Origin of the sequence: Candidatus Methylomirabilis sp. (assembly GCA_036000645.1) — a bacterium.
Classification (GTDB): Bacteria; Methylomirabilota; Methylomirabilia; order Methylomirabilales; family JACPAU01; genus JACPAU01.
Genome location: DASYVA010000130.1, coordinates 1 through 21,692 on the forward strand (window position 1 = coordinate 1; position 21,692 = coordinate 21,692).

Annotated in this window: 16 protein-coding genes; 11 read left to right on the top strand and 5 right to left on the bottom strand. The window is 67.9% G+C overall.

Features of this window, described 5'->3' with window-relative positions; genetic code table 11:
• From ligA to VGT06_07365, 5 genes are all read left to right on the top strand, one after another.
• Nucleotides 1-1,483: NAD-dependent DNA ligase LigA (gene ligA, locus VGT06_07345; GenBank protein ID HEV8662934.1), on the top strand; the 1,483-nt coding region annotated here is incomplete at its 5' end.
• Complete coding sequence (locus VGT06_07350; GenBank protein ID HEV8662935.1) at nucleotides 1,483-2,757, top strand: M48 family metallopeptidase; 1,275 nt, start codon at nucleotides 1,483-1,485, stop codon at nucleotides 2,755-2,757. The genes ligA and VGT06_07350, both read left to right, overlap by 1 nt.
• A gap of 53 nt (nucleotides 2,758-2,810) precedes the next feature.
• Entirely contained in the window at nucleotides 2,811-3,977 is a 1,167-nt protein-coding gene (locus VGT06_07355; protein HEV8662936.1) for a PilZ domain-containing protein, read from the top strand.
• A gap of 247 nt (nucleotides 3,978-4,224) precedes the next feature.
• Entirely contained in the window at nucleotides 4,225-4,701 is a 477-nt protein-coding gene (locus VGT06_07360) for a hypothetical protein (GenBank protein ID HEV8662937.1), read from the top strand.
• Between the two features lie 155 nt (nucleotides 4,702-4,856).
• On the top strand, nucleotides 4,857-5,342 hold the full coding sequence (locus VGT06_07365) for a tetratricopeptide repeat protein (GenBank protein HEV8662938.1): 486 nt from the start codon (nucleotides 4,857-4,859) through the stop codon (nucleotides 5,340-5,342).
• Between the two features lie 340 nt (nucleotides 5,343-5,682).
• Here the strand turns inward: VGT06_07365 and VGT06_07370 are convergent, their stop codons facing one another.
• From VGT06_07370 to VGT06_07390, 5 genes are all read right to left on the bottom strand, one after another.
• Complete coding sequence (locus tag VGT06_07370; GenBank protein ID HEV8662939.1) at nucleotides 5,683-8,763, bottom strand: FG-GAP-like repeat-containing protein; 3,081 nt, start codon at nucleotides 8,761-8,763, stop codon at nucleotides 5,683-5,685.
• A gap of 113 nt (nucleotides 8,764-8,876) precedes the next feature.
• Entirely contained in the window at nucleotides 8,877-9,554 is a 678-nt protein-coding gene (locus VGT06_07375; protein ID HEV8662940.1) for a hypothetical protein, read from the bottom strand.
• A complete protein-coding gene (locus VGT06_07380; GenBank protein ID HEV8662941.1) occupies nucleotides 9,551-12,091 on the bottom strand; it encodes an RHS repeat-associated core domain-containing protein in 2,541 nt (846 codons plus the stop codon). The genes VGT06_07375 and VGT06_07380 overlap by 4 nt, the downstream gene beginning before the upstream one ends.
• A complete protein-coding gene (locus VGT06_07385) occupies nucleotides 12,033-13,145 on the bottom strand; it encodes a DUF6531 domain-containing protein (protein ID HEV8662942.1) in 1,113 nt (370 codons plus the stop codon). Before VGT06_07385 ends, VGT06_07380 begins: the two co-directional genes overlap by 59 nt.
• 736 nt (nucleotides 13,146-13,881) lie before the next feature.
• On the bottom strand, nucleotides 13,882-15,729 hold the full coding sequence (locus VGT06_07390; GenBank protein ID HEV8662943.1) for a right-handed parallel beta-helix repeat-containing protein: 1,848 nt from the start codon (nucleotides 15,727-15,729) through the stop codon (nucleotides 13,882-13,884).
• Between the two features lie 378 nt (nucleotides 15,730-16,107).
• Here VGT06_07390 and VGT06_07395 point away from each other — a divergent pair, with 378 nt between their 5' ends.
• From VGT06_07395 to VGT06_07420, 6 genes are all read left to right on the top strand, one after another.
• Complete coding sequence (locus tag VGT06_07395; GenBank protein HEV8662944.1) at nucleotides 16,108-17,286, top strand: glycosyltransferase; 1,179 nt, start codon at nucleotides 16,108-16,110, stop codon at nucleotides 17,284-17,286.
• 129 nt (nucleotides 17,287-17,415) lie between these two features.
• A complete protein-coding gene (locus VGT06_07400) occupies nucleotides 17,416-18,129 on the top strand; it encodes a metal-dependent hydrolase (GenBank protein HEV8662945.1) in 714 nt (237 codons plus the stop codon).
• Nucleotides 18,130-18,136: 7 nt separating this feature from the next.
• Complete coding sequence (locus VGT06_07405; protein ID HEV8662946.1) at nucleotides 18,137-18,877, top strand: dienelactone hydrolase family protein; 741 nt, start codon at nucleotides 18,137-18,139, stop codon at nucleotides 18,875-18,877.
• 48 nt (nucleotides 18,878-18,925) lie between these two features.
• A complete protein-coding gene (locus VGT06_07410) occupies nucleotides 18,926-19,765 on the top strand; it encodes an MqnA/MqnD/SBP family protein (GenBank protein HEV8662947.1) in 840 nt (279 codons plus the stop codon).
• A 15-nt stretch (nucleotides 19,766-19,780) separates the two neighbouring features.
• Nucleotides 19,781-20,212, top strand: a complete 432-nt coding sequence (locus tag VGT06_07415; GenBank protein ID HEV8662948.1) for a nuclear transport factor 2 family protein — start codon at nucleotides 19,781-19,783, stop codon at nucleotides 20,210-20,212.
• A gap of 78 nt (nucleotides 20,213-20,290) precedes the next feature.
• Nucleotides 20,291-21,664, top strand: a complete 1,374-nt coding sequence (locus VGT06_07420) for an SLC13 family permease (GenBank protein HEV8662949.1) — start codon at nucleotides 20,291-20,293, stop codon at nucleotides 21,662-21,664.
• Nucleotides 21,665-21,692 lie beyond the last annotated feature (28 nt).

Genomic DNA, 21,692 nt, shown 5'->3' on the forward strand with positions numbered 1-21,692 from the left:
GGTGTTCATGCGGAAGGAGGCCTTCCAGCGCCTGAACCGGGAGCTGGAGGAGGCCGGGGAAGCCCCCTTCGCCAACCCCCGCAACGCCGCCGCCGGCTCCGTCCGCCAGAAGGACAGCGGCGTCACGGCGAAGCGTCCCCTGGACATCATCCTCTACCAGGTGAGTTATGCCGAGCCCAACCCCTTCCGGACGCACTGGGAGGCGCTCCAGCGGTTCCGGGAGGCCGGCCTGCCGATCAATCCCCGCGTCCAGCCCTGCCCGACCCTGGAGGACGCCATCCGGTATTGCCAGGCCCTGGAGCCGGAGCGGGACCGCCTGGAGTACGAGGCGGACGGGGTGGTCCTCAAGGTGAACTCCCTGGAGCAGCAGCGCCTGCTCGGCTCCACCACCCATCATCCCCGCTGGGCGATCGCCTACAAGTTCCGGGCGCGGCAGGCCCGGACCCGGGTCAAGCGGATCCTCGTGAACGTGGGCCGGACCGGCGCCCTGACGCCCGCGGCCGAGCTGGATCCCGTGGAGATCGCCGGGGCCACCATCAGTCGGGCCTCCCTGCACAACGCCGACGAGATCGCCCGCCTGGACGTGCGGGAAGGAGACCTGGTCCTGGTGGAGCGGGCGGGCGATGTCATCCCCCACGTGGTCGAGGTCGTCCCGGAGCCGGAGCACGCGGCCCGGGCCCCCTTCGTGATGCCGGAGCGCTGCCCGGTCTGCGGCAGCAAGGCCCACCGTCCGGAGGGGGAGGTGGTCTGGCGCTGCGCCAACTCCGCCTGCCCGGCCCAGGTCAAGGAGCGGCTGCTGCACTTCGGCTCCCGCCGGGCCATGGACATCGAGCACCTGGGAGAAGCGGTCGTGAACCAGCTCGTGGACAAGGGGCTGGTCAAGGACCTGGCGGACCTCTATCACCTCACGGTCCCGACCCTGGCCGAGCTCGAGCGGCTCGCGGAGAAGTCGGCCACCAACCTCTACAAGGCCATCCAGCAGAGCAAGGGGAGGGGGCTCGCCCGGCTCCTCTACGGCCTGGGCATCCGCTACGTGGGAGAGCACGTGGCCGAAATCCTGGCCGCCCACGCGGGGAGCATGGAGCGGCTGCTGCGCGCCAGCGCCGAGGAGCTCGCGGAGGTCCACGGAATCGGCCCGCGGATCGCGGCCAGCGTCGCCCACTTCTTCGCCCAGGAGGAGAACGTCCGGGTCCTGGAGCGGCTCAAGGCGGCCGGCGTGAAGATGGAGGAGGCAGTCCCGGCCGGCCCCAAGCCGCTGGCCGGCAAGACCTTTGTTCTCACCGGGACGCTCTCCTCCATGAGCCGCGACAGCGCCCGGGACCTGATCACCCGCCTCGGCGGCCGGGTCACGGCCACGGTGAGCAAGAAGACCGACTACGTGGTGGCGGGGAAGGAGCCCGGGAGCAAGCTGGACGACGCCCGCCGCCTCGGGGTCGCCACGCTGGACGAGGCCGCCTTCCTCGCCCTGGTAGGAAAGGCGTGATGGGACGGGGCACGCTGCTGATCCTGACCGGCACCTGCGCCCTCCTGGCGGCGGCCGCCGCCCTGCCGGGTCTCCGGACGGCTTGGCAGGCACCGCCCCGGATGCCGCCGGCGGCCGCCGAGCGCTACTTCACCCCCGAGGAAGAGGCCCGCGGCCGCGCCTATATGCGCCCCCGCTACGCGTTTGCCATCGTCGGGCGGCTTCTGATCATTCCCGTCCTCCTCGTCCTGGGCTTCTCCTCCGCGGGAGCGGCGCTGCGAGACGCCGCCGCCAGGATCGCCGGGCCCCGACCCTTCCTCACGGCGGTGGGGGTGGGGGTCGCCCTCTTCCTCCTCCTGCAGGCGATCGGGTTTCCCCTGACCTTCTACGTCGGCTACATCCGGGAAAAGGCCTTCGGCCTCTCCACGCAGACGGCGCAGGCCTGGCTCTGGGATTACGCGAAGGGGGCGGCGCTGGGCGGGCTGCTCTTCGTGGCAATCGTGGCAGGGTGGTCGGCCCTCGCCCGGCGCCTCCCCGAGGCCTGGCCGCTTCCCGTCTGGGGCGCTGCCGTCCTGCTCACGGTCCTCCTGGTGGCCGGCGCGCCGGTGCTGATCGATCCGCTGTTCAACACGTTCACGCCGCTCCCCGAGGGGGACCTGCGCGCGAGGGTGGCAGCGCTGGCGGAGCGGGCCGGGATTCCGGCCGGCGAAATCTACGAGGCCGACGCCAGCCGGCGGACCGTGAAGGCCAACGCCTACGTGACCGGCCTGCTCGGGACCACCCGCATCGTCCTGTATGACACCCTGAGCCGGACGGCGGACCGCGATGCGCAGGAGGTGGTCGTTGCCCACGAGCTGGGCCACTGGCGCGCCGGGCACATTGGGAAGGGGATCGGGCTGAGCGCGGCCGGCCTCTTTGGCCTCCTCTGGCTCCTGTGGGCCGTCGAGCACCTGGCCCTCCGGATCCCGCGGCTTCCCCTGAAAGGGGCGGGCGATCCCGCGGCCCTCCCGCTCCTGCTGGCGGTGGGGCTCTCCGTCCTGCTGCTCACCGCCCCCCTCCAGCACGCCCTCTCCCGGGCCTTCGAGCGGGAGGCGGACGAAGCCTCCCTCGAGCTGACGGGCAAGACGGAGGCCTTCATCCAGGCCGAGGTGGTTCTGGCCCGCGCGAACCGGGCCGACCTCACCCCGCCGGCCTGGGCGGTGTTCTGGTTCTACACCCATCCGCCCGTCCTGGAGCGCATCGGGATGGGGGAAGCCTTCCGTCCCGCGCTGCCTGCATTTCAGCCGGGTGGGTGAGCCCCGGAGACCCCAGAATGCGGTGGCACAGTTGTTGCACCGCATTCGAACCAATGAGCAAATTTTTCAAGGCGCTCGAGGAAGCAGACCGGATGCGCGCCCGCCGGCAGCAGCCCGAGCCGCCGGGGGGAGACGCGACCGATCCCGCACCACCCCCCCCCGTTACGGAGCGGGAGGAGGCACCCTCCTCCGACGAGGGACCCTCCTCCCTGGATGAGCTCAAGAAGTTGGCCAGGGGGCCCTTCGAGCTCGTCGATCGTTTCATCGCCCGGGCCCGCACGATCACGACCGAGCAGCACCCTTCCCCCACCGCGGCCGTCGAGAAATTCAAGCAGCTCCAGCAGGCCCTCATCCGGGAAACGGAGGAGCTGCTGAAGACCTTCCGCCAGAAGGTCAGCGACAAGGAGCAGGAGCTTCACGCCGCCCTCCATCCCGCCGGGGAGGATTTGGCCGAACAGGCCCTCAAGGCTGTCCGCAACCTCTATCGGATCATCGAACGCTGGTCCCTGGAGAGGAAGCTCCTCCGCCACTGGCAGGAACGATCTGCTGCCGCCCTTGTGGCGGAGTACCAGAAGGCCCTCCGGCAGCGGGAGACGGACAAGATCGAGATCTTCGAGGCCGAAGCCGAGCGGTTCCTCGCCCAGAAGGGAGACCCTGAGGCGACGGCGAAATTCGTCGCGCTCAGGACCCAGTCGCAGGAGTCCCGACGGACCAGCACCCAGAAGGAAGCCCACGCTGCCCTCCAGGAGTTGAGCCGGATCAAGGATGAGGTCAAGATCGGCCTGTGCTTCCTCGCTTCCACCTTCCAGACCTACGAGGGCCTGGTTCCCCTGAGTGCCGTGTGGAGGAAGGAAGAGCGCCACAAGCTCGATCAGGTGGACCAGCGGGGTATCTCCCTGACAGTTCACAAAGACGAGCGTACCTCCCTCCCCGCGAGCCTCGTGGAATTCAGCAAGAGCGGTTTGAAGGTGCAGACATCCCAGAGCTTCCCCGCGGGGGCGACGCTCGGCCTCTCCATGGAGATTCCCGGGGTGACGGAGCGGGCCGTTTCGTTCAAAGGAAGGGTTCGTTGGTGCAAGGAGGAGCCGGACCCACGTGGCCGCTACGCGATCGGCCTGCACCTCATCGAGGGACCGGAGGGGGGGTGGAAGGAATTCGTCCCCACCCTCCTCAACCAGCTCAACGAGCTCAACAACCTCTTCTCCTCCCTCGGCAGCTAGTCACCTTCCACCTCACTCCCCACCCGAACAACACCGGCCAGAATGTGCGGGACCCGCTGCGGGCCCAGAAGGCCTAGGACTTCCTTCCTAGGACCCCGGAGACATTTGTGCGGTGCAAAGGGACCTTCGTTCCATTGACATCCCGCTATACACCTTCTAAATCGTTGGTCATCCCTCACCGGAGAGTCTCCCTGCAGTTCTGCCGAGTGCGGGCCCTCCGCCTCTCGAAACTCGCCCGGGATGCGCCATGCTGGAACTTATGGCTTTTATGGCCGGGATGGGGGCTGGCCTCCTGAACCAGGAGGCCGGCCATCAGCTTGCGGCTACCGTCCTCCAGGACGACATCAACTGGTCCGGCGCGACCTGGCGATGCGAGGTCGAGTGCAATGGTGCAACCATAGCCGGCTACGGACTGATTGCGCAGTCCCTGTCCTCTGAGGTCCTGCTGGGCTCCCCGGCGATTCCCAAAGATCATCCTTTCGTCGCGGGTTGGCTGGTGTGGAACATTGCCAATCCAGTCCTGTACACGCTGCGACACGAGCTCTCGGGGCCCCACGGCGACCTGAGTAATTTCAACCACCGAGAAGCTCACATCATGGAAATGTTCCTCATCGCCCATGCGGCGTCGACGGCCTTGCGGTGGTCCGGCGCTCTCGGCAATGTCGAGCCCTTCTTCTTCCCGCAAGACGACATGCTCGCGTTTGGCGTCGCGGTACGGTGGTAGTGGAATCTCTCCCCCCTCACCTTAATCCTCTCCCCCAGCGGGGGAGAGGGGAGGGAGAGCGGGCAGGACTCAATAGTTCCTTCCCCGCATCATCTTGACACCCCCCGCGGCCTGTGCTAGGTGAAATTTGAACGGGCCTGGCGGGGGGGCGGTGGATGGACGACGTTGCGAGGATCTCAGAGGCGCAGCGCTACTTCCAGGAGGGATACCGGCACCAGATGAAGGGGGAGCTGGAGGCGGCCATCGGCGCCTACCAGAAGTCGATCGAGCTGTGCCCGACCGCCGAGGCCCACACCTTCCTGGGGTGGGCCTATTCGTTTCAGGGGAACGTTGAGGAGGCCATCCGCCAGTGCCACATCGCCATCGAGGTTGATCCGGACTTCGGCAACCCTTACAACGACATCGGGGCCTACCTGATCGAGAAGGGGGAGTACGACGAGGCGATCCCGTGGCTCAACAAGGCGATGCAGGCCAAGCGCTACGAGCCCCGCCACTACCCCCACATCAACCTGAGCCGGGTCTGGGTGAAGAAGGGAAAGTACCCCGACGCCATTGTCGAGCTCCGGAAAGCCCTGGCCCTGGACCCGGACAACGCCGGGGCGCGCCGCGAGCTGCACCGGCTCATCGGCATGATGAACTGATCGGGCGGGGGCCCTCGCGGCCCGTCCCACCATGGACGATTCCGCCGGCCGTTTCCCTTCGGCATCAACCTGCTCAGCGCCTCGCCTGCCCTAGCGATCCCGCGCCGGTGGCTCGGCTTCCTACCGACTTCCGTACCCGATCCCGCTGGTACCCTCTCTGGCCCCGGGTGACACGGAGAGCGGGTCTCACGAGCCTCCTGGTGGAGGTCGATTTCGGCGGTTTACAGGTCAGGCGGTGCGGGTTGCACTCGTCCGGTGGAGGCTCATGTCGTCCCTCAAGCGTCCAAGAAGGCGACCGAATTACCTCGATGAGCACAGAGGTCTACGACGCGATCCTCCACTACCGGTGGAGGAGGACCGACACGTCGTTGGCTCCGAAGTTGAAATTCGCTGTGGCGAGGTCGGGCCTTCCGTCCCCGTTCAGGTCGGCGACCGCGACCGAGTGGGGCCCGTTTCCTGCGGCGAAGCGCTGCTCGGGCTGGAAGGTGCCGTCCCCATTGCCCAGCAGGACGGAGACGGCGTCGGGGCTGAAGTCTACCGCCACGATGTCGGCCTTCCCGTCCCCGTTCAGGTCGGCGACCGCGACCGACGGGATGAAGGGGGCGTTCCCCGCGCTGAACCGCTGCTGGGGCTGGAAGGTGCCGTCCCCATTGCCCAGGAGGACACCGACGGTGTTGGTGGCGGAATGGGCCACGACGAGATCGGACTTCCCGTCCCCGTTCAGGTCGGCCGCCGCCACCGAGACCGGGTCGGGACCGGCGAAGAAGCGCTGCTGGGGCTGGAAGGTCCCGGGGCCCGAGCCGAGGAGGACCGAGACATCGCTGGAGTTGGCATTCGCCGTGACGAGGTCGGGGATGCCATCCCCGTTCAGGTCGGCCACCGCGACCGAGAAGGGCCCGCCGCCCGCGGCGAAGCGCTGCTGGGGCTGGAACGTGCCGTCGCCATTGCCCAGGAGGAGGGAGACATCGTCGGAGTCGAAGTTCGCCGTCACGAGGTCGGAGGTGCCATCCCCATTCAGGTCGGCGGCCGCCACCGACAGTGGGCTAAGACCTGCAGCGAACCGCTGTTGCACCTGGAAGGCCCCGGTGCCGGTGCCGAGCAGGACAGAGACATCGCTGGAGAACTCGTTTGCCGTGACGAGGTCAAGCGCGCCGTCCGCATTCAGGTCGGCCATTGCGAGTGAGAAAGGCCCGTCGCCCACGGCGAAGCGCTGCTCGGCCTGGAAGGTGCCATCGCCATTGCCCAGGAGGACGGAGACATCGTCGGAGTCAAAGTTCGCCGTGACCAGGTCGGGCTTCCCGTCTCCGGTCAGGTCGGCCGCCGCCACCGAGGCGGGTCTGGCGCCCGCAGCGAAGTGTTGCGAAGCGTGGAAGGTGCCGTCCCCATTGCCGAGGAGGACCGACACGTCATCGGCCCCCTGGTTCGCCGTGACGAGGTCCACCCTACCGTCTCCGCTCAGGTCGGCCACCGCCACCGCAAGGGGGCGGCCGCCGCCGAAGAACCGCTGCTGGGGCTGGAAGGCCCCGGTGCCGGTGCCGAGAAGGACCGAGACGTCGTCGGAAAAGAAGTTCGCCGTGACGAGGTCGCGGATACCGTCCCCGTTCAGGTCAGCGACAGCGACGGAGCGGGGGCTGCTGCCGACGCTGAAGCGCTGCTCCGGCTGGAAGGTCCCGGTGCCGGTGCCGAGAAGGACCGAGACGTCATTCGAGGAGGCATTGGCCGTCACGAGGTCGCGGAGGCCGTCCCCGTTCAGGTCGGCGACCGCGACCGAGCGGGGGCTGGTGCCTACGGCGAACCGCTGCTGGACCTGGAAGGTCCCGTTGCCGTTCCCGCGAAGGACCGAGACGTCATTGGAGACCTGGTTCGCCACAATGAGGTCGGGGATGGCGTCCCCGTTTACATCGGCCGCCGCCACCAGGGCTGGAGAGTCGCCAGCGACGAAACGCTGCTCAGCCTGGAATGTGCCATCACCATTGCCAAGGAGCACGGAGAGGTCATCGGAGTTGAAGTTCGCCGTGACGAGGTCGGGCCTGCCGTCGGCATTCAGGTCGGCCACGGCCACCGAGACCGGGTTGGTGCCCGTCGCGAAGCGTTGCTGGACCTGGAAGGTGCCGTTGCCATTGCCGAGGAGAACCGAGACGTCGTTGAGCGATCCGTTTGCCGTGACGAGGTCGGGAATGCCATCCCCGTTCAGGTCAGCGACGGCGACCGAGCGGGGCCCGAACGGGGGCCCGCCGCCCGCAAGGAAGCGCTGCTGGGGCTGGAAGGTGCCATCGGCGTTGCCGAGGAGAACGGAGATGTCGCTCGAGTTGGGGTTCGCGGTGACGAGGTCGGGGATGCCGTCCCCGTTCAGGTCGGCCACCGCGACCGCGTTGGGCTGGCTGCCGACATCGAACCTGGGGGCCGGGTAGAGCGGACCCTGGACGGGCCTGAGGACAATGTCACCCACATCGGTAGTGCCGTTGACCACTGCCCGGACAGTGGCTGACAGGCCCCGCAGGCTTGTGCTCCCCGCTTGCGCATCGGCCACCACCTGGATGGAGGGGGGGCAGGCCCGGGCGTCAGGCACCGAGAACCGGCCTTGGGTGTCGGTCAGAGCCGTCCGGTCACTCTGGGCTCCCACCTGCACGTGGGCACCCGGGACCGGGTTCCCCAGTTGGTCAAGCGTCCGGCCCACCACCGTGGTGGAATCTCCCAGCAGCGGATCACACCGCGACGGCACCTCCACCCGGGCGGCGGCCACCTGGCTGGGATCCGCCGTGAGCACTGCCTCGATGCGGAGCGGCTGGATGGGGGGTGGGGTGGCGGGGGCGGTATAGACGCCGGCGGCCGTGATGGTGCCCAGAGAGCTGGTGCCCCCCACGGTCCCGTTGACCCGCCAAGTCACGGCTGAGGTCGGGGTCCCGTCCAGGGTGGCCTGGAAGGCGAAGGCCCCCCCGAGGGGGACCACCGCTTGGTCGGGGTCCACGGCGAAGGCTTGGAGCACCGTGAAGGGCTCGGGGGAAGTGGCGGATCCCAGGGGCGTGGTCACGGTGATGGGGCCGGTCGTGGCGCCCGAGGGAACCGCGGTCGTCAGGCTCGTTCCCGTCGAGTTGGTGACCGTCGCCGCCGTGCCGTTGAAGGCGACCTGGTTATTCCCAGGCGTGGTGCTAAAGCCTTTGCCAGAGATCTGGACCGTGGTCCCAGCCGTGCCCTTGTTTGGGCTCACCAAGGTGATGGCCACGGCCACGGCAGGATCCGCGGTAAAGCGCTTGATCTCGAGGATGTTCCCCTCTGCGTCGTAAACATATTCCACAGCATTCCCTTGTTGGTCCACCACCCCGGTGAGCCGGTTTAACTCGTCGTACAGGTAGCGGAGCTCTTGAGAGACGCCGGGAATGGGAGCGCAGAGCAGGAGAGCCAGGACAAGCAGAGTCCCCATGGAGCAGCGGACGTGGCATGCGCGGTTGAATCTCAATTGCCCGTTCCCCACGCCTGCTTCCTCGACCGATTTTGTCAACAGGCTAAATCGTGCCTGCAACTACACTTCCCGACCTACTTCAATGCCACTTTAATGCGTTCGACAAAGGGATGAGTGAGGCCGGTGATCGTGACTTCGGCTTCATGGCTTGCGGGAAGATACTTGAGGAACCCGCGGACGTCACTTATCTCGTGCTGTTCCCTGATCTGTTCCGGCCTTTGCGATTCCTGGACGTGCTTTGGGATGAACCACTGCACGTCACTCGGTTCGATGATCCACTTTTTCAGGATGGTCGCTCGGGCGGCACCCTCCCTGCGCTCAAGGAGGAAGAATTCGTAAGTCTCCTCTTCCTTCCACCGATAGTAGTTGTCAAAAAGCCCCGGATGGCTTCGCTGAACATCTTTTACCCAGAGTTCCAATCTGGATGGCTTTCCTTCCACCTTGCCCAGCAGTCCTCCACTGATACTCCACCCTCCCCCGCGCAGGAGACCGAAGAAGCGAGTTCCGCGGAAATCCTGGACTGCAATGTGCCGCTCTGCAAACGACGGACTTCCATGACCCTTTTCTGTCCTTATCGGTTCTATATCGCTGCTGCGTCGCTTTCCGTCGAAATAGAAAGCCGGCGTCCCGGTGAGCATGTGCTCTTCCCACACTTGGTCTAACGGCTCTCGATAGATCTCACCCGCAGCCCCAACCTCCATGACAAGGAGCACGATCGTGAGCGCGATGACAAGGAAAACCCCTAGCTTCATTTCCTTCTCCCAAGAATCTGGTTGACAATCGAGTTTCGGATGTCTTCTGCATCATCAATGTTGAAATGGTTGTCCTCGGGTCGGTAGATATTGACGACCTGGCTCCGGTCTGGGGCGAGCGCACTGTTCGGTCCGCCCTGCAAGACGGAGGTGTTATTCTGGTAGTAATTCAGGTTGAGGCTGACATTGGGCGGGATCGTGCTGTTGTTCAGGCCAACCGAATCGATTGTGGCCAGCGTACTGACCGGGATGTTTAGCGTGTTAAGGAGCCGGGCCAGGTCCACGGCGCTGTCCCCGCCCGTGCTGTGACCCACGATATTGATCGGCTCGCCCCGCTCGGCCGCCGCAATGGCTGCGGCCATGGCCCCTAGGAGGTCTCCAGCGTTGTGCCGACTGACGGTCTCGCGACCACGCGCTAAGTCGCTGGCAATGTCGCCGACGCCGGGGTTCGGCGAACTCGACGCGCTGCTCCCGCCGAAGCCACTGGATCCGGGGCCTCCCTGGATCACGATGGTGAAAAGCCCCAGGGGGTCGCTGTAGGTGACGGGATTATTGTTGGCATAGGCATACGCCGGGTTCGTGGGACGGCCGAGGGGGTCGGGCGAGAGGAATCGGTGGAGGGCTGGACTATAGTAGCGCGCCCGGTAGAAGTAGAGGTCCGTGGCATCGTTCTCGCGGCCGGTGAACTGGAACGCATTCAGGAAGGCCGGATTGCTAGCCTCGGTCCGGCCAAAGGGATCGTAGACGTACTGAAGAACCGGGGCGCCACCTTGATCCGTCAGAGCGCTACTGCTGCCGAGGGCATCAGAGATAGGGAAGTGCGCGGTGTCCTGTTGCAAGATCCCCAAGAGTTCATCAGGAGCCAGGCTGCGGAGGTAGGTGGCCGATCGGCCGTCCCCTGTAGTCTCCAGGATGATATCCCACCGGTCGTGGAGGTATTGAGCGAGCAGTCCGTTAATCTGCTTGGTGGCCCGGCGCCCCAGTGCATCGTACTGGAAGCTGGCTCCGATCGCGGGCCCGGTGAGCGTGCTCAGGCGGTTCCGGGCGTCCCATGTGAACGTGGTGGTGCCGGTGGGGTCGGTGATTGCCGTCAGGTTGCCATTGGCATCGAACGTCATCGACTTCGTGCCGAACGCCAGCTGCTGATTCGCGGCGTCATACGAGGCAGTAGGAACGGGATCGGGGAGCAGCGTACGGGCGAAAGTACCACCGACAGCGACGCGGTTGCCGGCAGGATCGTACTGGTAGGTGAGGTCCCCGAGCGGGCCGCTGGCGGTGCGATAAACCAGGGTGGTCAGGCGGGAGGCAGCGTCATACTGGTACTCGGTGCTGACGCCGTTGGGCAGGGCGAGGAGGGTCCGCCGCCCGGCGGCGTCGTAAGTCATCGTCACCGGGCTTAGCGGCTCCCGGACAAGGTGAGTAAGCCGGCTCGCCGCATCGTAGGCGTACGTTACGGGCGCCTGGCCGGAGACTGTCATCTGGGTGCGCCGGCCCGCGGCATCGTACTGGTAGCTCACGGTCCCCCTGGCGGTGGTCTCGCCGAGGAGCCGGTCAAGGCTATCGTATTCCAATGTGATGGGGCGGTGCGGGTCGACGGTGTCGTGAGCTAGGACGAGACGACCCGCCGCATCGTAGGCCAACGTGGCAACGGCGCCGTCGGCATAAGTGGCCTTCGTGCGGCGGTTCCGGGCGTCGTACTCGAAGCTGGTCGTCTGAAGCTTCCGGTCGGTGCTCCTCACAAGGTTGCCATTGCCATCGTAACTGAACGTCTCGGCCCGGCCCAGCTGGTCGATTCGGCGGCTCAGGCGATCCATGCTGTCGTACTCGTGGGTGAGGGTGTTCCCCCTGGCATCGGTAACAGCGAGGAGATTTCCATTCGCGTCAGAGGCAAAGCCAGTGGTCCCACCCAAGGCGTCCACAAGGCTCACGATCCGGTTCAGAGGATCGTACGCGAACGCCGTGGACTTCCCCCGTGGATCGGTCAGGCTGATCAACCGGGAGACCACGTCGTACTCCCGGGTTGTCGCATTGCCGAGGGGATCGGTGATGCTCAGGAGGTTCCCTTGGCTATCGTAGGTGAATGTGGTCGTGTTCCCCAGGGGATCCGCCGTGCTAACCGGTTGGCCGAAGGGGTTGTAGGTTATCCGGGTCTTCAGGCGCTCGGCCTCGGGGCGCCGGTTCTGCTCCGGGTCCGTGGTGGCAATGAGGTTCCCCTGGGCGTCGTACTCGAACGTGGTCAGGTTGCCCAGGGGGTCGGTGATGCTCGTCACCTTGTTGAACGTGGGGTCATAGGTGAACGTTCGGACGTTCCCCCCGGGGTCGGTGATCGTTGCGACGTTGCCATTGGCATCGTAGGTGAACCGCGTCACCCGGCCCAGCGGGTCGGTGGTGCTGAGGAGAAGGTTAGAGCCGAACGCCCGCTCGAAGGTGGTGATCTGGCCGAGAGCATCGGTCTGACTGATCAGAAACGCAGAGGTATTAAACCGGTGAGTCGTGGCATTCCCGCGCGGGTCGGTGACCACCGTTTGGCTGACCACGCCCCCGGTAACGGTGTAGGCAAACGTCCAGAGTTTGCCGCACCACCCGGCCCGCGCCGTCGTATTCATTGGTCAGGAACGTGATGTTGCGGGGGTCGGTGATAGTGAACAGGCGCCCACTGGCATCGTAGGAGTACTGCGTCACGCTCCCCGCCGGGTCGGTGACCCGGGTGAGCCGGCCGCTGCCGTCGTAGCCGTACTGGACTGTTCGGCCAAGTGGGTCGGTCACGGTACTCGCCCGGAGGGTGCTCCCATCGTAGGTGAGGGTGAGGCTCCGCCCGGCCGGCTCGACAAGGGCGGTGGCCCGCCCCTGACTGTCCCGGGCGATGGTGAGGGTGTTCCCGTTCCGGTCGGCCTGGCTGATGAGCCGGCCGTTCGCATTGAAGCCCCAGGCGCTCCCGTCCTTCCACCGAAGCGTCCGGGTGCCGTCCGGATTGGCGGTGATTTGGGCACCCCGGTAGGCCGGGACCTGGTCGTTCCGGAAGAGCCCGTCGGCTCCCCGCGCCCAGAGGGAGCGGCTGTTGCCCGGGAGGAAGAGGATGAGGAGGTCGGTCCCTTGTACGCGCAGGAAGATGTCATACGGATGGCTTGTCCCCGGCCCGAAGGGGCCGGCCGAGGCATCGTTCGTCCGGTAGGTCCGGCTGAAGACGACCGGGAGGCGCCCAGGCAGGACCAGGTCGGTCTTCTCCAGGATGAAGAGGCCGGTGCTGAGGTCCACCGGCTCTCCGCCCACGGCACTGGCTCCCTGGGGAGGCCGCGGGGTAGCGGCGAGTTCCGGGGGCGTCGTGGGCGGCGGCGGGGGCCGCTGGAATCCCGCCCCACCGCAGCAGAACTGCCGAATGCCCCCACTCGTGGTCACGATCTGCTTCCCGTCGGCCGTCACAGTTCCGGTCCCGCCCAGCTGCCAGGTGTTGGTCTTGGTCTGAGTCGGCGTCGAGTCGTCGAAGTAGAAGAGGTTCAGGGTCTCCCCCGGGAGAGCCCCCACGTCGTTTGGGACGGTGAGCGGGATCGGGGCGCTCGGAGTGCCGCCCCCGGTCTTGCCGAAGTAGAACATGTAGATGCTCGTGAAGGTCCCGCCGCCTGGGGGTGGGGGCAGGGGCAGGCGGTCCCGGGGGATCGGCTGGACTGAGATCTGGGTGTTCGGCTGCCCATCCCAACCGGTGATCGTCACCCCGGCCGGCACGGTCAGGGCGAAGCCCGGGACCTCGGGGTCGGTGACCGTCCGGGCGACGGCGCTATTGCTGATGTTGCTGAAGTTCCGGGCCTTCTGGACGTGGAAGTGAGGCTGGAAGGGAAGGGTATTCACCTGTCCCGCCGTGATCGTGACCGTGACCGGGATGGTCGGGTAGGACCGGTCGGGAGTGCTCGCGGTGCTCCCGTCCAGGAAGACAACCTGGGTCCCGGTTGGAGGGTTGAGGAGGGTGAAGTTCCCCGCCGCATCGGTGGTAGTGGTGAGGGACCCGAGTTGGATCGTGACCCCCGGGACCGGCTGCTCGGCGGTGTCCAGGATCCGCCCGACAAGGCTCGTCTGGCCGGCTGCCAGGATCGTGAGGGAGACGGCGGCTGAGTGGCTCACCGAGGTCCCTTCAATGGTCGCCGTCCCGGTCACCGTGAGGGGGAAGCTCCCCGATGGGGCAGCGCCCGTGGCGATGCTCAGGGTCCCCCCCTGGCTCGGGCCGAGGGTGGGGGGACTGAAAGTTGCGGTGGCTCCTGCGGGAAGACCGCTCACGCTCAAGGTGACGAGGCCGGTAAAGCCATCCCGGGGGACGGCCCGGAGGGCGAAGGCGATGTTACTCCCGGGGACCGCGTGAGCGGTCGCTGGGCTCGCCGTAAGGTTGAAGTCGGGGGAGGCGAGGACCACGAAGTGGCCGGTCGAGGTGGCGGTGCCACTCGATGTGCTGACCGTGAGGGGGCCGGTGACGGCTCCGGTCGGCACCGCCACCGTGAGGCTGGTGGTCGTGGCTGCGGAGACTGGGGTGGACACCCGGGTGTTGTCGGGTCCGGTGAAGGTGACGGTGTTCTCGCTGGGAGTCGGGTGGAAGTGGGAGCCGGAGATCGTTACCGTGATCCCCACCTTGCCGCTCGTGGGCGTGAACCCGGTGATCGTCGGGACTGGGGGCAGGACCGTGAACGTGTTCTCTGGCGTGGCGGTGCTGGAGGAGGTCCCCCCCGGGGGTCGTGACCGTGACGACCCTGGTGCCGGCGGTCGCGCCCGCATCGATCCGGACTGTAGCGGTGAGGGCGGTCCCGTCGGCACTGGCCGTAAGGTTGGTCGCCGTGATCGCGGGATCCGGGGTCCCGTCCTCCCGGAGGAAGTCCAGCTGAGTCGCTCCCTGGAGGTTGGTTCCGGTGACGGTGAAGGGGCTGATGGTGCTCCCGGCGGCGGCAGACGTTGGGCTGAGAGCCGTGACCGTAGGCGGGAGGCCCTCCGGGGCGAACTCCAGCGCGCCGAGATCGAACTCGGCCGTCCCGTTCTGGTCGCCGTCTTTGGGCCGCGCGGCCGTGGCGGCGTAATCAGCCTCCAAGAGGGGGGTGAAGCGGAGGTCCAGGCCGAGGGTGCGGGGGTCGAGACCGTGGTCGATGGCCGGGGAGCCGGCCGCCAGGGTGAAGTCGTCATCCGCGGTATTGGGGAGGCCGTCGGGTCCGGGGAGGGTGGCGTACACCGTGGCCGGCAGGTCACACCCGGCGCTGGCGAGGACCCCGGAGCCTTCGCTCCCGGTCGGGGTGAGGTTGTTGGCATCGGTGGGGTCGAGGGCGGGGCCATTGATCTCCCCCAGGCGATTGCCGCAGAGGAGGTTGTGGAGGAGGTCGATCCCCTCGGGCTGGGGGGAGGTGGAGGCCTCCCGGGAGACCCCGAAGCGGCCCCCGGTGGTGCCGGTGGCGGTCCCATTCTGGGTAATGATGTTATTGACCAGGAACACCTCGTGGCTGCGGGCGACCCGGACCCCGTTCCACTGGTTCGCGTGGATCGTGTTCTCGATGAGATGGTGGGGGCCGCCATCGGGATCCAGGAAGGCGATCCCATTGCGGCCGTTGGCGTAGATGAGGTTATTGAGGATGAGGGTGCCGGGGTTGCCCTCGGCAATGGTGATCCCGCCGTTACACTCGGGGCTGCCGTTGCCGAAGAGGCGGTTGCGCTCGAGGTGGATCGCCTGGTTCTGGTTGTTGCCCCCGAGGAGGGAGATCGCCTGGCCGCCGGCCCCGGTGATGGTGAGGCCGCGGATCGTGATGAACTTGGACTGCCGGAGGCGGATGGCGTGGCCGTTGGTGCACCCTGTAACCGTCCCCTGGAGGACGACGCTCCCGGGGGCTGCCGCGGGGTCCGCCTCGATCACGATCCGGTCGGGCTCGTCCGCTCCTGTGAAATTATTCTTCCCCTGGATGCTGACCTGCTCCTGGTAGGTGCCGGCCTGGATCCGGATGGTGTCCCCGGGCTGCGCGGCGTCCACGGCGGCCTGGATGGTGGCATAGCACGGAGATTGGCCCTGGCAGGTGGGGTCGGTGTTGTTCACGAACAGGGTGCGGGGCTGCTGCTGGTGGGAGGCGGTCGGGACGAGGAGGAGGCCGGCGAGGAAGACGAGGAGGACTACAATGGGGCGGGTACAGGAACCCCGGCGGCCCGACGCGAGACCCCCCATGTTGCCTCCCGGGTCCCAACGGGCGCGGCCGCTCGCCTATTCGTGGACTTGGTACTCTGAGATGAGCACCCCCGTGGGCCGCACTGAGGGGCGGCCAGGCTTGAGTCGGAGCGGGGTTGGTGGCCTTCTACAGGACGTCCTTGCCCTTTGTCAAGATCATTTTTGCTCTAAACCTATCAAGATCGTAAATCCTTGAGGATCCATGGCTGCTCGCCAGCTGCCTAGCAAGCGTCCGCTGGGACAAGCTGGACAGGTGGAGGGGAACGGAGGGGCGTCAGGCGCTGGCCTCGGCCGACCCCGCGAGGCCTCGGGCCCTCCCCCGGCCCACCCCCCTCCCGCGGCGATGACAGGGGCATCATCCGCCGCTATACTCATCCCGTGCCTGCTCTCCTCTCCCTGCTCGAAGCCCTCTGTTTGATCGCCATCAGCCTCGTTTGCCTGCGGATCCTGGTCGGGCACCTGACCGCCTGGAGGGTCCTGGCGGCGGCCCGGCGTCTCCCGGACCCCCCCGGTGGCTGGCCGGGGGTGAGCCTCATCAAGCCGGTCCGCGGCCTGGACGAGGAGGCGGATGCGAACCTCGCCAGCTTCCTCGGTCTGGACTATCCGGGGAAGCATGAGGTCCTCTTCTGCGTCGAGGAGGAGCGGGATCCCGCGGTGCCCGTCATCCGCCGTCTCCTCCGCACGCACCCGGAGGCGGAGGCGCGCCTGCTGGTGCGGCCGCGGAGCAACCCGGGCATCCTGGGGAAGATCCACAACATGATGGTGGGTGTGGAGGCGAGCCGGCATCCGGTCCTCCTGTTCAGCGATGCCGATGTCCGGGCCGGGGCCGGCTACGTGCAGGATCTCGTCCGTCCGCTCGCCGACCCCCGAGTGGGGCTCGCCTTCGGCGCACCGGTCGTCGCCGGGGGGCAGACGGCGGCCGCCGGCCTCCTCGCCCTGGCGGTGAACGACGCGATCCTCCTGATCGCGCCGGCCGTGGCCCTGCAGCGCGTCGAGGGGGCCTGCGGGGCCAGCATGGCGATCCGCCGCGAGACCCTCGAGGCCGTCGGCGGCCTCGCCCCCTTCGCCGGACAGATCGCCGATGATGCGGCGCTCGGGCGGGCGGTCCGGCGGGCCGGGCTCCAGATCGCCCTGACCGCCTCGCCGATCCGGATCATCCAGCGACGGACCTCCCTGCGGCAGTGGTGGAGCCTGATGCACCGGTGGTTCGTGACCGTCCGCCGGCTCTTCCCCGCCCTCTACGCCTGTTACCCCCTGGCCGAGTTCGGGTTCCTCTGGGGCGTGCTGTACGCGGCACTCCGGACGGCGGAGGGGGCGGACGGCATCGTCTGGCTCCTCCCATTCGGTATGGCCGCCCTCGCCGCCGCCTCGATGGCGGTCCTGTGCCTCCGCTTCGCCCGGACCCCCGAGATCCTGCGCTGGCTCTGGCTGCTTCCCGCCCTCGACCTCCTGCGCGCCGCCGTCTGGGTGGCAGCCTACCTCTCCTCCGAAGTCTCCTGGCGGGGGCGCCGGCTGCGCGTCCTGCGGGGCGGCCTGGCCGTTCCCGTGGAGCAGTAGCCCGGCACCGCATCCTCCCGGACGCTTGCGCTCCCCTCGCCCTTGCGGCTAAGATGGCCCGACGCCCGGAGTTTCACCGGGCTCCCCGCGTTGGCTCTGCCCCCCCTGTCCGCGTCCGAGGAGGCCGCCATGCCGCTGAGCCGGGACGTCGCCATCACCTACCTGGGCCACGCCACCTTCAAGGTGGTGACGCCGGGCAAGAAGGTCGTCCTGATTGATCCCTGGGTGGCCGGCAACCCGGCGTGCCCCGAGAACCTGAAGGCGTTCGACCGCCTGGACCTGATGCTCCTCACCCACGCCCACTTCGACCACATCGGGGATGCCGTGGCCCTGGGCAAGAAGCACAAGCCGAAGGTCGTGGGGATCTACGAGCTCACCCACTGGCTGGAGAAGAAGGGGGTCGCCGGCACGCTCCCCATGAACAAGGGGGGGACGCAGGTGGTGGATGGGATCCGGATCACGATGGTCCACGCCGACCACTCCTGCGGCATTCTGGATGGGGACGAGATCCTCTACGGAGGAGAGGCGGTGGGGTACGTGGTCGAGCTGGAGAACGGCTTCAAGTTCTACCACGCCGGCGACACGAACGTCTTCTCGGACATGAAGCTCATCGCCAACCTGTACCGGCCGGAGCTGGTGATGCTGCCCATCGGGGGCCTCTTTACCATGTCCCCGCGCGAGGCCGCAGCCGCGTGCCGGCTGCTCGGCGCCAGGCGCGTCATCCCGATGCACTACGCGACCTTCCCGCCGCTGACCGGGACGCCGGAGGAGCTCCGCAAGCTGACCAAGGATCTGAAGGGCCTGGAAATCACCGCCCTCAAGCCGGGGGAGACCCTGAAATAGGGGGAGCGTGCCGCACGAGGGACAGAGCATCACCTTCCGCAGCGGAGCGGACCGGGCCCAGGGGTACCTGGCCCGCCCGGCGGGCGCCGGCCCCTTCCCGGCCCTGGTGGTGGTTCATGAGATCCACGGCCTCACGGACCACATCCGGGACGTGGCGCGGCGCTTCGCCGCCGAGGGCTACGTCGCGTGCGCCCTGGACCTGTACAGCCGGGAAGGACCGCCCAAGCCGGAAGCGCTCAAGGACCCGGCCGCGCGCAACGCCTTCGTCGGCTCCCTCCCGGACCGGCGCCTCGTGGGGGATGTGCAGGCCGCGGCGGCGCACCTCCGGAGCCTCCCCGCGGTCCGCCGGGACCGGGCGGGTGTGGTCGGCTTCTGCATGGGGGGGACCGTCGCGCTCCTCACCGCGTGCCACACGCCGGACCTGGCCGCCGCGGTCGCCTTCTACGGCGGGCGGCTCGTCTACCGGGAGATCACCGAGCACAAGCCGGCCTCGCCGGTGGACCTGGTCGGCCACATCGGATGCCCCATCCTCTGCCTCTACGGGAGCGCCGACGCGAGCGTGCCCCTCCCGGACATCGAGCGGCTCCGGGATACCCTCGAGAAGCACCGGAAGACCTTCGAGTTCAAGATCTACCCCGGCGCCCCGCATGCCTTCTTCAACGACACCCGGGAGTTGTATCGGCCCGAGGAGGCGCGCGACGCCTGGCAACGGACGCTCGCGTTCCTGGAGAAGCACCTGCAGCACTGACCGCGCGGCCGCGCGCCCGGGGGCTGGCCCCAGAGGGACCCGAACCCTATGACCGGACGCCTGATCCGCCTGGGACACAGCCCGGACCCGGACGATGCCTTCATGTTCTACGGCCTGGCGTCCGGGAAGGTGGATCCGAGTCCGTACCGCTTCGAGCACGTGCTGAAGGACATCCAGACCCTGAACGAGTGGGCGCTCGAGGGCCGCCTCGAGGTGACGGCCCTCTCCGTACACGCCTACGCCTACGTCTCGGACCGCTACGCGCTGCTCCCCCACGGGGCCAGCATCGGCGTGGGCTACGGCCCCCTGGTGGTTGCCCGAGAGGCGCTCCGCCAGGAGGCGCTGCGGGAGACCACGATCGCGATCCCGGGCCGGCTCACTACCGCGTTCCTCGCCCTGCGGGTCTGCCTGGGAGAGTTCCCGTTCGTGGAGGTGCCCTTCGACCAGATTCTCCCCGCCGTGGCGGAGGGGCGCGTCGGCGCGGGCCTCCTCATCCACGAGGGCCAGCTCACGTACCGCCAGCACGGCCTCACGGCCGCCCTGGACCTGGGGAAATGGTGGCACGAGACGACGGGCCTGCCGCTGCCCCTCGGCGCCAACGCCGTCCGGCGGGACCTGGGCGAGCCGGCCGTGCGGGATCTCTCCCGGCTGCTCAAGGCGAGCATCCGGTACGGCCTCGAGCACCGCCAGGAGGCCCTGACCCACGCCCTGCAGTTCGGGCGGGGGCTCGACCGTACCGCGGCCGACCGCTTCATCGGAATGTACGTGAACGACTACACCCTCGACTTCGGCGTCAGCGGGCGCCGGGCCGTGGAGGTCCTTCTCCGGATGGGCTGGGAGGAGGGGGTCCTGCCGCGCTGTCCGGTGGTGCGCTTCGCCGAGGCGTGAGCCGGGAGACGAGCCGTGGCGAACGCGCGGGACGACCTCACGCAAGTGCGCGAGGCCAACGAGCGGTTCTACAAGGCCTTCGAGCACCTCAGCCTCGAGGAGATGGAGGCGGTCTGGGCCCAGACGCCCGGCGTCGTCTGCATCCACCCCGGCTGGCGGCTGCTCCGGGGGTGGCAGGCGGTCCGGGAATCCTGGGTGCTCATCTTCAAAAACAGCGGTGAGGTCCGCTTCACCCTGACCGATCTCCGGATCGAGCTGGCGGGGGCTTTCGCCTGGGTCGTCCTCACGGAGAACCTGCTGAGCCAGCAGCAGGGGAACGTCGCGGTCACCTCCATCCTGGCCACGAACCTCTTCCAGAAGCTCGACGGGAAGTGGCGGATGATCCTCCACCACTCCTCGCACATCATCGCCGGCCCCACGCGGGAGGAGTCCCGGACCGTCCACTGACCCCCCCTGCAGCTCCGCCACGCTGGAGGGCTTCCTCATCAACCCCCGGCAAATCCACTACGCCTACAGGTGCCCGGCGTGAGGCGGCTCGCCCTCTACCTTTGTTGCCTGGCGGCCGTTGGCGGCCTCACCCTCCTCGCCGGGTTCACGCCCCGGCAGGTGCTGGCGACCAGCATCTTCGGCGGCTTCATCGCCGGCACCCTCCTCTTCTGGAAATTCCGCCTCGCCTTCGCCCTCGGGGGCGTGGCCGTCCTCCTCGCTGCGGGCGTCCTGGACATCCCGCACCTGATCGAGTTCGCCGGTCTGGACGTCATCCTCTTCCTGGTGGGGATGATGGTGGTGATCGGCTTCCTGGAGCGGCGCCGGTTCTTCGAGGTGGTGACGGAGACCATCCTCCGCGCGGTGGGGGGCGGGGCGCATCGTGTGACGGCGGTCCTGATGATCCTGGCGGCGCTCTCCGCCGCCCTGGTGGACGAGGTGACCTCCATCCTCTTCATGATGGCCGTGACCCTGCAGCTCACGCGGCGGTTCTCCCTCGGGCCGGTCCCCTTCCTCATGATGGTGGTCTTTGCCACCAACATCGGCTCCAGCGCGACGGTGGTGGGGAACCCGATCGGCGTGATGATCGCGCTGCGCGCCGGCCTGACGTTCCCGGACTTCCTCCGGTACGCCAGCCCCGTGGCGGCCGCGGCTCTCGCTCTGGCCATCCCCCTCTGCTTTCTGATCTTCCGCAAGGACCTCGCGCGCCTCGACGCCGCGCTCGCGAAGGCGGGCGGGGCCGCGGTGGAGGTGGAACCGATCGCCCCCCGGGATCTGGCGGTGGGCGGGATGCTTTTCGGCGGCACGATCCTCGGCTTGATCGCCCATCACCAGATGGAGGAGCTGTTGGGCCTGGAGCGGAACGCCCTCCTGCTCGGCGTGGCCCTGATCGCCGCCGCCATCGCCCTCCTGCTCGAGGGGGAGGAGGCCCGAGCCCTGGTGGAGCGGCACGTGGACTGGTGGACGCTCACCTTCTTCCTCCTCCTCTTCGCCTCGGCCGGCACCCTCCGCTTCGTCGGCGTCACCGGCCGGATCGCGGAAGGGCTGCTCGAGTCCACCGGGGGGAGGCCCGCCCTGCTCCTGCTCACGGTGACCTGGAGCAGCGGCCTGCTCAGCGCGGTGATGGACAACGTGCTGGCGGTCGCCACCTTCATCCCCATCGTCCAGGACCTGGGGCGGACCGGCTCGGACGCCGGCCCGCTCTGGTGGGGGCTCCTCTTCGGCGGAACCCTCCTGGGCAACCTGACTCTCATCGGCAGCACGGCGAACATCGTCGCCCTCGGGATCCTCGAGCGGGGAGAGCGAATTCACCTCGGCTTCCGGGAATGGATCGGCCCCGGCGCGGCCGTGGCCATCCCCACCCTGGCCCTGGCGACGGGGCTCCTCTTCCTGCAGCAGCGGTGGTGGTTCTGAGGGGGCGAACGAACGAATAATACAAACG